The organism is Psychroflexus salis, assembly GCF_014640175.1.
GTDB classification, from domain to species: Bacteria; Bacteroidota; Bacteroidia; order Flavobacteriales; family Flavobacteriaceae; genus Psychroflexus; species Psychroflexus salis.
In genome coordinates, this window is record NZ_BMGL01000008.1 from 61,790 (window position 1) to 75,575 (window position 13,786).

Here is a 13,786-nt window from a genome sequence, read left to right on the forward strand (position 1 = left end):
ATGCGAGAAGCCTTTTTATTTAATATGCGTACTTTTGAAAAAAAATTAGTTAACATGGAAAGTAATCAGGCACACAAAGCTGGTTTTATAAATATAATCGGAAATCCCAACGTAGGTAAATCTACTTTAATGAATGCATTTGTTGGCGAAAAGCTTTCCATTATTAACTCTAAAGCCCAGACTACTCGTCACCGAATTTTAGGTATTGTAAATGGTGATGATTTTCAAGCTGTTTTTTCTGATACACCAGGAATAATAAAACCTGCCTATCAATTACAATCTTCTATGATGGATTTTGTGAAGTCTGCCTTTCAAGATGCCGATGTGTTAATTTATTTAGTTGAAATTGGTGAAAAAGCTTTAAAAGACGAGAGTTTTTTTAACAAGATCGTCAACGCAAAAATTCCAGTAATTTTGTTATTGAATAAAATTGACACTGCCAATGAAGAACAATTGGTAGAACAAGTAACCTATTGGAAAGAGCAAGTGCCCAATGCAGAAATTTTTGCCATTTCAGCGTTAAAGAATTTTGGTGTTGCTGAAGTTTTTAACCGCATTATTGAGTTACTGCCAGCATCGCCTGCCTTTTATCCGAAAGACCAATTTACCGATAAACCTGAACGTTTTTTTGTGAACGAAGCCATTCGTGAAAAAATATTGAAGCATTACAAAAAAGAAATTCCGTATAGTGTTGAGGTAGAAACTGAAGATTTTGAAGAAGAAGAACATATCATTCGCATTCGCAGTATTATTATGACTGAGCGTGAATCGCAAAAAGCGATTATTATTGGTCATAAAGGGGAATCTTTACGAAGAGTAGGCACGGAGGCTAGAAAAGATTTGGAACGCTTTTTTGGAAAGAAAATTTTTATTGAATTGTATGTGAAAGTCAATAAAAACTGGCGTAATAACGAAAATCAGTTGAAGCGTTTTGGGTATTTAGGAAAGTAAACACACTATAAATTTCCAATAATAAATTTTAAAAATTAAAGCTGTGAAGAAGATTTTCGCCTTAAGTATTCTAGTTTTATGTTTAAGTATTCCTATTAAAATACGAGCACAATCTACAATAGAATGGTCTAGAGATTATAAATTGAAATGGTCTGATTTTAAAGCTGAAGCGGATACAACAATTTTGGCTTTTGCTAATACCGTTTATAAAATTGAAATTTCACCAACCAATGTAGCCGTAGATTCAAATAATCATATTCAAAACTATGAAGCGCTTACTGCGGTAGCCCAATTTTATACTAAGCTTTCCTGGGTTTATGAAGAAGATGATAATTTACTTAAACATGAACAATTGCATTTTGATATTGCAGAATTGTATGCTAGAAAATTAAGAATAGAATTTGAAAAATTAAAGCAGGAAAAAATTGCTAATTTTAATACTTATTCAGCTGCCTATAACAAATTTTGGACTGAATGCAAGGCGCTTCAAATGAAGTACGATAGCGAAACCAATCATGGTATTCTGATAGAAGAAAATCAAAAATGGGAAAATGATATCATCCATAAATTGAATAGCATAAAGTCAATTCATTAGTTACTTACGTGCTTCGTTTTAATTTTATTCAATCTAAAATAATTTCTTTTTACTCTTAAAAGCCTTACCTTCTATACCTTCTTCTTCCGCGAGATTCGGGTTTTTTGCCACCAAATTTATCAAGCTTATAGGTGAAGCTTAGCATAGCGTATCGTTGTAAAATCAATTGGTCTGTATCTTGAATAAAATCGTCTCCTGTAGTTCTTCTGGTAGAAATATTTTGGTCTAATACATCGTAGACCTTTACTTTTAGGGTAGCTTTTTCATCTAAAAATTGATAGCCTAAGCTTAAATTCCAAAATAGGGAGGTAGATTCAAATGCATCGGAAACATTTCCATAATTAAAGTAGGTAAAATCGCTTCCAAAAATGATGTTTTCTGGCCAAAACAAAGTGGCTTCTAGTCCAACTTCGGTGTTGGTGAAATCTTCATTTCTATCTGAAAAAATGTTGTATGCGGTGTTGTTGTAATTAAACCTTAAGTTAGGTTGTAAACTGATTAAATCTGGAATTTCGTAGGTAAATCTTAAGCCTGGAGAAATAGAATAAATATCAGAATTAAATCGTTGTCCGTTACTAAAACCAATATTTCTGTTGTAATTGTTTGATACAAATAAATTATATCGAATTACATCGGTGCCTTCTGTAGGGATAGTTTTGCTAAAATATACATACGCACTTGCATTAATTACTCCATTTACATTGGTATAAGAAGTTGTTCTTACTAAATCTTCATCTGTTGTTAATACGGGTACAACCTGATTATCTGTAATCGAAAATCTTGAAAAAATACCGTAGCCAGAGCGAGTTTTATAATCAAAGTTTCTGTAACTTAAATTGAAACGTTGCTGTAATGCAGGATTCAAATCTGGATTACCAATACGAATATTTAAAGGATCGGTTATAATTTCTACGGGTTGAAGCTGTTGTAAACTAGGAATATTTACACTGGTTTGATAGCCTAAACGAATACTTTTAGAGCGACTAAATTGATACCTTAAAAAGAGATTGGTAAATACATCATTAAACGTGTTTGAAAAGCGAATGGCTTGTGTGAAGTTTTCAGTTTCTAGACTTGTGTTTAACAGTCCTAAACTTACGCCAGTTCGTATTTTTTCAGTTTCATATCGCAATCCTAAATTTGGTCGGTTCACTACCGAACGGGCTTTAAAATTATTCGATAAATTTTCATTTAAATTAGAAAAGCTACTTGTGTTTTCATCAAAATCGAATACATTTCTTCTGTTTTTGGTTTGGTTAGCTTCAAAGGTGTAGGATGCGTCTATAAAAAATTGTTTAGCCAAAGCCTGTCTGTAAGTAAAATTACCTGTATAATCATCAACATTATTTTCTTGATTGATAAACTGATTTTGAATTTGACTCTGGTTAGATTCTGAAATTATTCGTTCAGAATTGAAAAAATTTTCAGATTCGTTTCGGTTATGTCTATTGTTAAAACCTAAGCTTAAATATGAACCTATAGTATCTAGTTTTCTGGTAGCTGTTAGACTATTGCTGAAATTTAAAGATTCATTTTCACTGATGCTATTTGTTTCTGCAGAATTGATAATGTTATTATTTTCATCTTTAGAAGTACTAAAACTTTCATTATCGCTAGTGCCTAAATTAAAATTTAAATTTGGACTAATTGAAATTCGAGTCAAGGTATCGGGCTTTATATCAAATCGTCCTGAAAAACGATGCGACTCACTATCATTTACTCCAGAGGATTCAGATTCGGTGAAAAAACTTCTTTCGGGAAGAATATTTTCTCTAAGAGTACTTGTTCTTGTTTCCCGGCTTGTCGCCCCATAAAAGTAATCTGTAGCTAAATCATATTTTCCATCTTCCCATTCGTTTACGTAATTTCCACCTATGGTTTCTGATGTGGTAATGCCATTGTTATTTCCAAAAAATCCACCGGGTAAAGAAGATGTACTACCAATAGCATCAAAAACTTCGTCGTAACTAAATCCAGGACTGTTGATGTTGTTGGCACTGGCTAAGATGCTAAAGCGCATTTTATCTTTAAAGTAATTAAAAATAGCACTATTATCATACCTGTCATCTGTTCCATATCCAACAGTAGCTCTAGAAAAGTAACCTTTGTTTTTATCTTCGTCTATGGTAATATTTATGGTTTTATCTTCAGATTCGCTTGCTTTGCCAGTAAACTCTTCTTCTCTAGTTTTGGTATCGACTACCTGAATTTTATCAATAATTTCTTTGGGTAAGTTTTTGGTAGCTACTTTAGGGTCATCGCCAAAAAATTCTTTGCCATTAACCAATATTCTATTTACGACCTGCCCATTTACTGTAATCGATCCATCGGCGGCAACTTCAACACCTGGAAGTTGTTTTAAGGTATCTTCTAAAGTGGCATTTTCTCTTGTTTTAAAAGATTTAGCATTAAACTCTAAGGTGTCTTTTTTTAACACAATTGGAGATCGGGAAGTTTTAATAATTATTTCGTCTAATTCGTCCGAACTTGCTTTCATTCTTATTTCGCCGATATCTATGATTTGATCTGCTGGCTGAATTGTTTTTTGAATGGCTTGTAAACCTGTGTAGGTGATAAATAAATTTAATTTTTCTTCAGTAGATTTCCCTGCTAATACAAATAAACCATCTTGGTCAGAAATGGTATAAGTAACTAAAGTAGAATCTTTAATGCTTTCTACGTATATGGTTGCGGAATATAAAGCTTGATTAGTTAAATCGTCTATAATCTTTCCCTTTACTTCGAAATCTTGAGCAAATGAAAATTGAATTGTGATAATTGCTAAAAGGATAAAGAAAATGCTTTTCATGAATCTAATGATTTGATTTTAAGACTAAATAAAGCTAAAAAGGTTTATTTGTGCTACATAAATATGAATTTCATCACACTTATTAAGATGAAAATCAAAAACCTACAATTTTAAAACTGATTTCTTTACTAAAAAAATTTCAACTTTAGTTTGTTTTTTAATTCGTTACGGTATACTGAAAACACCCAAACAAAGAATGTTTTTAATTCTATGCATAGGAAGCTTCAAATAAACTAATAGTCTTATTTTCGTTTCAAAAAATAAAATGAATATTGTAATTGAATCTTCATGGAAACAGGTTTTAGCGTATGAATTTGAAAAAGTTTATTTTAAAAATTTAATTAATTCAGTAAGAGAAGAATACAAAAACTACACCTGTTATCCAAAAGGAAAAGATATTTTTCGAGCTTTTGATGCTTGTCCGTTTAAAGACCTTAAAGTAGTAATTATAGGGCAAGACCCTTATCATGGTCCTTACCAAGCTAACGGCTTGTGTTTTTCAGTTCAAAAAGGAATGGCATTACCTCCTTCATTAGTAAATATTTATAAGGAGTTAGAAAAAGATTTAGGAATTGATTTTGCAACACATGGCGATTTAATTAATTGGGCAAACCAAGGTGTTTTATTGCTTAATTCAGTTTTGAGTGTACGTGCACATCAAGCTGCAAGTCACCAAAAATTAGGATGGGAAAGCTTTACCAATTTAGTTATAGAACATATTTCAGCCAAAAAAGAAGGAGTTGTATTTTTACTTTGGGGCGGTTTTGCTAAAAAGAAAGCGAAATTAATCGATGCCACTAAACATCATATTTTAACATCGGGACATCCGTCACCTTTAAGTGCTAATCGTGGGTTTTGGTTTGGTAACAAGCATTTTAGTGAAACAAACAAAATTTTAGCCAAACAAAATAAGTCGATTATTAACTGGCAAGTTTAACGCATTTTCAAAATTAAATCGATAAGCCGGCTGCTGTAACCGCGTTCGTTGTCATACCAACCAATTAGTTTTACCAAATGTCCACCGATTACTGAGGTCATTTGCGCATCGAATACGCAAGAATGCGAGTTGCCTTTGATGTCAATCGAAACAATTGGATCTTCCGTGTAGGCTAAAATTCCTTTAAGTGAAGTTTCAGAAACCTTTTTAAAAATTTTATTCACTTCTTCGATTGAAGTTTTGTTTTTTACATTTAAAGTTATATCGGTTAAAGAGCCATTGGGAACTGGCACGCGAATTCCACAACCACCAATTACATCGCTTAAATCTGGAAAAATTTTGGTTAATGCCTTAGCAGCACCAGTTGTAGTAGGAACAATAGATTGTCCTGCGGCACGTGCTCTACGTAAATCCCGATGTGGCTGATCGTGTAAACTTTGGTCGCTGGTGTAGGAGTGAATAGTCGAAATGTAAGCTTGCTCTACTTGAAATGCATCGTGAATTACTTTTAACATAGGAGCTGCATTATTAGTGGTACACGATGCATTCGAAATAATTAAATCAGAAGGCTGTAAAACTTCATTATTTACACCTAAGACTATCATTTTAACAGAATCATCGCTAGAAGGAACACTTAAAATTACTTTTTTGGCTCTATTTTTTAGGTGATGCTCTAATTCAATTTTGGTTTTAAATTTCCCGGTGCATTCTATTACAAAATCTAAATCGTAGTGATGCCAAGGGATTTTTTCAATAGATTTTTCATTGATTACAGAAAAGGATTGGTTTTCAATTTGAATGGCTCCGTTTTTGGTAGTAACTTCTTTTCCAAAGTTACCATGAATGGAATCGTATTTTACCAAGTGTGCTAAAGTTGAAGCTTCCGCTATATCGTTAATGGCAACAACTTCAATTTCTGGATGTATGTATGCCAAACGAAAAAGGCTTCGACCGATACGACCAAAGCCATTTATTCCAATTCTTATTTTTTTTATCATTTAATCAGAAACTAATTGATATGTTTTTGTGCTTTGTACGAAGAGCGAACTAAAGCCGAACTTTCGACATGTCTAAAGCCTAATTCTAATCCAACTTCTTCATATTTTTTAAACTGATCTGGAGTAATAAATTCTTTAACAGGTAAGTGAGTTTTACTTGGTTGCAAGTATTGCCCAATAGTTACCACATCACAATTTACAGAACGTAGATCCTTTAAAGTTTGGATAACTTCGTCTTCTTGCTCACCTAAACCTAGCATAATTCCAGATTTAGTACGATTAATCCCTTGTTTTTTTAAATAATCTAGAACGCCTAAACTACGATCATATTTAGCTTGAATTCTAACTTCTCGAGTTAATCTTCTTACAGTTTCCATATTGTGTGAAACTACTTCTGGCTTCACATCAATAATGCGGTCAATATGTCTTTCTACACCTTGAAAATCTGGAATTAAGGTTTCTAATGTAGTTTGAGGATTCATTCTTCGAATGGCTTTTATCGTTTCTGCCCAAATAATAGATCCCATGTCTTTTAAATCATCACGATCTACAGATGTAACAACTGCGTGTTTTATACCCATAATTTTGATAGAACGCGCTACTTTTTCGGGTTCATCCCACTCAACGGTTTCAGGTCTTCCTGTTTTAACCCCACAAAAACCACAAGATCGTGTACATACATTTCCTAAAATCATAAATGTGGCAGTACCTTCACCCCAGCATTCACCCATATTTGGACAACTTCCTGAAGTACAAATGGTGTGCAAGTCGTACTTATCAACTAACTTTCTTAAATTTCTGTATTTTTCACCCGTTGGTAATTTTACACGCAACCATTTAGGTTTGCCTTTGCGTAGCTCGGGTGTTTTTTTCTCAATTACTTCTGGTGCAAGTGCTGCTGTAGCCATAATTATTAATTGTTAGGCAAAGATAGGAAATAATATACGTACTGCATAGGAGCTTAAAATTCTTAATAAGGCTTTAATAAAGTTTTATAATAATAATACTGATGTCACTTCGAGCCCGCGAGAATTCTACGAATTTTATTTAATGGAAAGTGCGTTTAGAAAGAGTAAATAAATTAAAAACGAGTTCCCTTCCATTAAGGGAAGGCTTAGGGATGGGTGTATTTTGATAAATCGAAAAATGTAAGATAAAACACCCTTTGCCTTCGGCATTTCTCTCTAGGGAAAAGTATAAAATACTGATTGTTTATAATGTTTTGAAAAACAGATTTTTACATAAAATCGTCATTTGTGGTTTTTTTTGTTTAACGACCCAAGGAGTTAAGCAGAAATATATCGAGAAGTACTTACTATGATTTTCAAGAATCATCTATATTTTTTTACTTTCTTTTAAATAAAAAAATGCTTTTAATACTATTTTATGTTTTAATTGGCAAATCAGCTTATCCATAGTTGGGAAATGAAATTTCATTAATTCTAATTTATAATTAAAAAAACCATTTTCAATACGATTTTCGTAAATTTACGCCTTAATTAATTCAAATATTTCAATTCAGTAATGGAACAACAAAAACCATATAAACCTAAAAATCAAATTCGAATTGTAACTGCCGCATCTTTATTCGATGGTCACGATGCAGCCATAAATGTAATGCGTAGAATTATTCAGTCTACAGGGGTAGAAGTAATTCATTTAGGTCATGATCGAAGTGTAGAAGAAGTAGTAAATACAGCTATCCAAGAAGATGTAAATGCCATTGCTATGACTTCTTACCAAGGTGGACACAACGAATATTTTAAATATATGTACGACTTACTTCAAGAAAAAGGAGCAGGACATATTAAGATTTTTGGTGGTGGTGGTGGAGTAATCCTTACCGAAGAAATTGAAGATTTAATGAAACATGGTATTACCCGAATTTATTCGCCAGACGATGGCCGTGAAATGGGTTTACAAGGAATGATTAATGATTTGGTAGAAAAATCTGACTTTCCTAGTCCATCCTTAGTCCTTCCCAAAGGAAAGAAAATTACACAATCTTTAAAAGACAAAGATGTAAATACCATTGCGCGTTTAATTTCGTTATCAGAAAACAGACCAGATGAATATAAAAAAGTTTTCCCCCCTAAGGGGAAATCAAAAGGGACTGAAGTTCCAGTTTTAGGAATTACAGGAACAGGTGGCTCTGGAAAATCATCTTTGGTAGATGAATTGGTTCGTCGTTTTTTAGTCGATTTTGAAGACAAACAAATCGGAATTATTTCTGTCGACCCATCTAAAAGAAAAACGGGTGGTGCTTTGTTAGGCGACCGAATCCGAATGAATGCGATTAACTCACCACGAGTTTACATGCGTTCTTTAGCTACTCGACAGTCTAATTTGGCGCTTTCAAAATACGTGCAGGAAGCTGTTGAAGTCTTAAAAGCTGCCAATTACGATTTAATTATCTTAGAAACTTCTGGGATTGGGCAGAGTGATACCGAAATTTTAGACCATTCGGATGTTTCATTATACGTAATGACACCCGAATTTGGTGCAGCTACTCAATTGGAAAAAATCGACATGTTGGATTTTGCCGATTTAGTAGCGATTAATAAATTCGATAAACGTGGAGCTAAAGATGCATTACGTGATGTAAAAAAACAATACCAACGTAATCATCAACTTTGGGATGCCAAGTTAGATACGCTTCCAGTGTATGGAACCATCGCTTCTCAATTTAACGATCCAGGTATGAATGTGTTGTACAAACACATCATGGATCAGGTAGCTCAAAAAACTTCAGCAAGTTTGCATAGTACTTACGAAATTACAGATGAAATGTCGGAGAAAATCTTTGTCATTCCACCAGCAAGAACGCGCTATCTTTCTGAAATTTCAGAAAATAATCGAGCATACGACGAAAAAGCAAGTCAACAAGTTGATGTGGCACAACGGCTTTATGGAATTTTCAAAACAATCGAGTCGGCAACGAATAGCAGTTTAGCTTTACATAAAAATGGAATAGATGAAGAAGCTCTGCAAGCGGCTATTTTACCAGAAAATGAAACTTTAGTAAACCTGCTTAAAAAGGAATTTGACAAACTAAAAATGGATTTGAATCCCTATAATTGGGAGAAAATACTAGATTGGGAAAATGTAGTTCAAAAATATACCGATGATGTTTATAGTTTTAAAGTTCGAGATAAAGAAATTAAAATCGAAACCTACACAGAATCATTATCACATTTAAAAATACCCAAAGTTGCATTACCAAAATACAAAGCTTGGGGAGATTTATTAAAATGGCTTTTGCAAGAAAACGTTCCAGGTGAGTTCCCATACACCGCAGGATTGTATCCGTTTAAAAGAACAGGCGAAGATCCAACCCGAATGTTCGCTGGAGAAGGTGGACCCGAACGTACTAACCGCAGATTTCATTACGTAAGCCAAGGATTACCCGCCAAACGATTATCTACTGCATTCGATTCGGTTACCTTATATGGAAACGACCCCGATTACCGACCAGATATTTATGGTAAAATCGGAAATGCAGGTGTTTCCATTTGTTGTTTAGACGATGCCAAAAAACTCTATTCAGGTTTTGATTTAGCACATCATATGACATCGGTAAGTATGACCATTAATGGTCCAGCACCGATGTTGCTTGGTTTTTTTATGAATGCTGCCATCGATCAAAATTGCGAAAAATATATTATTGAAAATGGCTTAGAAAATGAAGTAGAAGCTAAAATTAAACAGATTTACAAAGAAAATGGTTTAGAAAGACCAAAGTACAATGGCGATTTACCCGAAGGAAACGATGGCTTAGGTTTAATGTTGCTCGGTGTAACTGGCGATCAAGTTTTACCAGCCGATGTGTACCAAAAAATAAAAATGGATACCATTGCAGTTGTTCGCGGAACTGTGCAAGCTGATATTTTAAAAGAAGACCAAGCGCAAAATACCTGTATTTTTTCAACAGAATTTGCCTTGCGTTTAATGGGCGACGTTCAGGAATATTTCATTGAAAATAAAGTGCGAAATTTTTATTCGGTTTCTATTTCAGGTTACCACATTGCAGAAGCAGGAGCTAACCCGATTACGCAATTAGCATTAACACTATCCAACGGATTTACCTATGTGGAATATTACTTAAGTCGTGGAATGGACATCAATAAATTTGGGCCTAACCTAAGTTTCTTTTTCTCCAATGGAATTGATCCAGAATATGCCGTAATTGGTAGAGTTGCTAGACGAATTTGGGCAAAAGCCATGCGCGATAAATATGGTGCTAACCCAAGAGCACAAATGTTGAAATACCACATACAAACTTCTGGTCGATCCTTACATGCTCAGGAAATTGACTTCAACGATATTCGAACTTCCTTACAAGCGCTTTATGCCATTTATGATAACTGCAACTCATTGCACACCAACGCATACGATGAAGCGATTACTACACCAACAGAAGAATCTGTTCGTCGTGCCATGGCCATACAGTTGATTATCAATAAAGAATTAGGATTAGCGAAAAATGAAAATCCTATTCAAGGTGCATTTATTATAGAAGAATTGACCGATTTAGTAGAAGAAGCCGTTTTATTAGAATTTGATAGAATTACAGAACGTGGCGGAGTTTTAGGAGCGATGGAAACCATGTATCAACGTAGTAAAATTCAGGAAGAAAGTTTGCATTACGAAACTTTAAAACACACGGGCGAATTTCCTATTATTGGTGTAAATACTTTTTTAAGTAGCAAAGGTTCACCAACGGTAAAACCAAGAGAAGTGATTCGTGCAACAGAAGCGGAAAAAGAGTTTCAAATCAATACGCTCAAAAAATTGCATACTGCTTACAAAAGTAAGTCGAATGCCCTGTTAAGCAATCTTCAAGAAGCTGCAATTAACAATAAAAATATGTTTGAAGAATTAATGGAAGCTACTAAATATTGTTCGCTAGGTCAAATAACAGAAGCTTTATTTGAAGTGGGCGGTCAGTATAGACGGAATATGTAAATTAAATTATAAATTTGTATTTGATTTGTATTTGGTGTAATTTACACCAAATACGAATTTTATGAAAAGGCAAAGTATTTCATTTACGCTTCCTAATGATGAATGGCTCAAAAATCAAATAGAGTCAAAGGAATACACAAGTAAAAGTGAACTTGTAAACGACTTAATTAGACAAGTGCGAAAACAACAAGTTGAAATTGATTGGATAAAATACAAGCTAGAAAAAGCTGAAAAAAGCGGTTTTACAGAAGACACAGCAGAGCAGATTTTAAAGCAATCTAAATCAACTTTAAATGGCTGATTACCGAATAAGTAATGTAGCCAAAGAAGATTTGATTAGAATTCACCAATATGGAGTTAAAAAATTTGGAATGGCTCAAGCTGATAAATACTCCCATTCTTTCATTTCATATTTTGAAATTATAGCTTAACAACCATATTCTTTTTAAGCCGTTGATTATATTAAAAAAAGTTACAGAGGTTGTGTATGTGGACCGGATAGCATTTATTGTAGAATAGATTCACCAACGAATACCGTCGAGATTATGACCATTACTAGAAAGCAAGATTTAAGCTCTTTTTTTAAAGACTATTTTTGCGAGTTACTTTTTTTCCAAAACCCATTCCTTTGCATTTACAAAAGCCTGTAACCAAGGTGAAACTTCATCGTTTCTATCTTTTGGATAGTATGCCCAGTTCCAAGGAAAAGTAGAGCGTTCCAAATGTGGCATCATTACTAAATGTCTACCTGTTTTATCCATTAACATCGCCGTATAAAGTCGGATCCATTAAATATGTGAAAATGTTTTGTGAATTACTAACTGCCTATTTTTTGGCTAATAATTTCACTTTATAATTAAGACTCTTCACCAAATTAATTTTTCTAAAAAAATTCTAATTTACTCTATATTTGTGAAAAATTTGAATAGATAAAATGAAGATAAAAATAAAAATACTTGTAATATCACTTTTACTAATATATGGAAAAAGTTTTGGGCAGACCATAATTGCAGATAATTCAAATATTAGTGGCAATTGGACACTAGCAAATTCACCTTATATTATTGAAGGTAGAGCAATTGTTCAAAATGGTCAAATACTAACCATTGAGCCAGGTGTCGAAGTAAGATTAAAATCTAGTTCATCACCAACAGTTTCTTGGTTTGATTATAATGCTGGCAATGTCGGAGTAATTAGAGTACAAGGAGAGATAATTGCTAATGGTACAGATTCTGAAAAAATTCTTTTTACCAGAGATGGCACAGGGTTTTGGGGTACTCTATTAATCGATGAAAATGCTAGTAGCAATTCTTCTTTTATGCATTGTATTATAGAATATTCTAAAGAATCAAGAAATATTACTGGTATTAGTTTTCCTGTTACTTTTGATTCAGGTATAAGTCTTTATAAAAGCAACATTAATTTTGAAAATAATGTTTTAAGGGAAAATCAAAGAGCAGGAATGTACATTCGAGAAGTGAGTAATTTAATTGAACTAAGTAATAATGAGTTTTACAATAATGGAGCTAATGCTTTGGTTATTTCAGAATCAACCGTAAATAGTACAAACAATATTTTTTATGATAATTCTTTTTCAGCAACTGGTTTCGTTTCTGCAATTCGATGCAGCGAATCAGATGTTTTTTTAGTTGGTAATTTAATTTATAACAATGACGATTTTGCTATTTTTACAACAAATAATAGTAATGTGAATATTGTAAATAATACTATTTATGGAAATTTTCAAGGTATAAGAGTAGAGAATGGAGCTAATACGTATATTAGTAACAGTATTATAGAAAATAATGAAATAAATTTTGCAACAGGTGGAACAATTGCTGATGCTATTATCGAAATGCAGTATTCATCAACAGACGATTCAAGTTTTTCTGCAAATGTTATAAATGTTACAGGTAACATTTTAAATACAAATGCAACATTCGTTAATTCAGCAACAGGCGATTTCTCTTTACAAAGTACATCTGATTGTGTTGACGCTGGAAACCCAAATACTACTGGTTTAAATATTCCTAACTTAGACGTTTTTGGTAAAAATAGAATTGAGAATAGTATTATAGATATAGGTGCTGTTGAGTTTCAACAACCACTTAGTGTAGTTGTTAATGATAAGTTTTTTGATTTAAAAATTTACCCTAATCCAATTGAAAATATATTTCATGTTGCATCAAACGAAAAATTAAAAATTAAAATTTTTTCGATAGATGGTAAATTTTTTGGTACTTATGAAACAAAAATCATAGACATATCTAATCTTAAAGAAGGTGTTTACATTTTAAAGATTGAAAATTCAACAGGGAAAATATTAACAGAAAGAATTTTAAAGAAGTAAAAACTATAATTTAGTAGTGAATAAAATAAAAGGTTGATTTATTAAGAAGCAACTTGAACTTTTGAATAGTTTTTTTAATCATCTTAAAGTTTATTACTTTAATCCTAGTCTTAAATATTTACATCTAGCTTTAGAAAATCGAAATCAAACAGCTAATTACTTGACCAGGACCATTACTAGA

Annotated in this window: 10 protein-coding genes and 1 pseudogene; 7 read left to right on the top strand and 4 right to left on the bottom strand. The window is 32.9% G+C overall.

Going from position 1 to position 13,786, the window contains the following annotated elements:
* Positions 1 to 54: 54 nt before the first annotated feature.
* Both era and IEV63_RS07755 read left to right on the top strand, forming a co-directional pair.
* Positions 55 to 951, top strand: coding sequence for a GTPase Era (gene era, locus IEV63_RS07750; protein ID WP_188406228.1), 897 nt, complete (start codon positions 55 to 57; stop codon positions 949 to 951).
* A gap of 43 nt (positions 952 to 994) precedes the next feature.
* Entirely contained in the window at positions 995 to 1,546 is a 552-nt protein-coding gene (locus IEV63_RS07755; RefSeq protein ID WP_188406229.1) for a DUF922 domain-containing protein, read from the top strand.
* A gap of 64 nt (positions 1,547 to 1,610) precedes the next feature.
* Here the strand turns inward: IEV63_RS07755 and IEV63_RS07760 are convergent, their stop codons facing one another.
* Entirely contained in the window at positions 1,611 to 4,355 is a 2,745-nt protein-coding gene (locus IEV63_RS07760; protein ID WP_188406230.1) for an outer membrane beta-barrel protein, read from the bottom strand.
* A 265-nt stretch (positions 4,356 to 4,620) separates the two neighbouring features.
* Here IEV63_RS07760 and ung point away from each other — a divergent pair, with 265 nt between their 5' ends.
* Entirely contained in the window at positions 4,621 to 5,292 is a 672-nt protein-coding gene (ung, locus tag IEV63_RS07765) for a uracil-DNA glycosylase (protein ID WP_188406231.1), read from the top strand.
* On the opposite strand, the gene gap is transcribed toward ung, so the two are convergent.
* Complete coding sequence (gene gap / locus IEV63_RS07770) at positions 5,289 to 6,290, bottom strand: type I glyceraldehyde-3-phosphate dehydrogenase (protein ID WP_188406232.1); 1,002 nt, start codon at positions 6,288 to 6,290, stop codon at positions 5,289 to 5,291. The genes ung and gap overlap by 4 nt on opposite strands.
* Before the next feature lie 11 nt (positions 6,291 to 6,301).
* Positions 6,302 to 7,198, bottom strand: a complete 897-nt coding sequence (gene lipA / locus IEV63_RS07775; protein WP_188406233.1) for a lipoyl synthase — start codon at positions 7,196 to 7,198, stop codon at positions 6,302 to 6,304.
* A 616-nt stretch (positions 7,199 to 7,814) separates the two neighbouring features.
* On the opposite strand from lipA, the gene IEV63_RS07780 reads away from it, so the two are divergent.
* From IEV63_RS07780 to IEV63_RS12995, 3 genes are all read left to right on the top strand, one after another.
* The gene (locus IEV63_RS07780) at positions 7,815 to 11,255 is read left to right on the top strand and encodes a methylmalonyl-CoA mutase family protein (protein WP_188406234.1); all 3,441 of its coding nucleotides are present in this window, start codon (positions 7,815 to 7,817) and stop codon (positions 11,253 to 11,255) included.
* A 61-nt stretch (positions 11,256 to 11,316) separates the two neighbouring features.
* Complete coding sequence (locus IEV63_RS07785) at positions 11,317 to 11,556, top strand: ribbon-helix-helix domain-containing protein (protein WP_188406235.1); 240 nt, start codon at positions 11,317 to 11,319, stop codon at positions 11,554 to 11,556.
* Entirely contained in the window at positions 11,549 to 11,686 is a 138-nt protein-coding gene (locus tag IEV63_RS12995) for a hypothetical protein (RefSeq protein WP_229737209.1), read from the top strand. Before IEV63_RS07785 ends, IEV63_RS12995 begins: the two co-directional genes overlap by 8 nt.
* A 171-nt stretch (positions 11,687 to 11,857) precedes the next feature.
* On the opposite strand, the pseudogene IEV63_RS07795 reads toward IEV63_RS12995, so the two are convergent.
* Positions 11,858 to 12,045, bottom strand: a pseudogene (locus tag IEV63_RS07795) (phosphoribosylformylglycinamidine synthase subunit PurQ); the annotation flags it as partial.
* Between the two features lie 144 nt (positions 12,046 to 12,189).
* On the opposite strand from IEV63_RS07795, the gene IEV63_RS07800 reads away from it, so the two are divergent.
* The gene (locus IEV63_RS07800; RefSeq protein ID WP_188406237.1) at positions 12,190 to 13,605 is read left to right on the top strand and encodes a right-handed parallel beta-helix repeat-containing protein; all 1,416 of its coding nucleotides are present in this window, start codon (positions 12,190 to 12,192) and stop codon (positions 13,603 to 13,605) included.
* Positions 13,606 to 13,786: the final 181 nt, after the last annotated feature.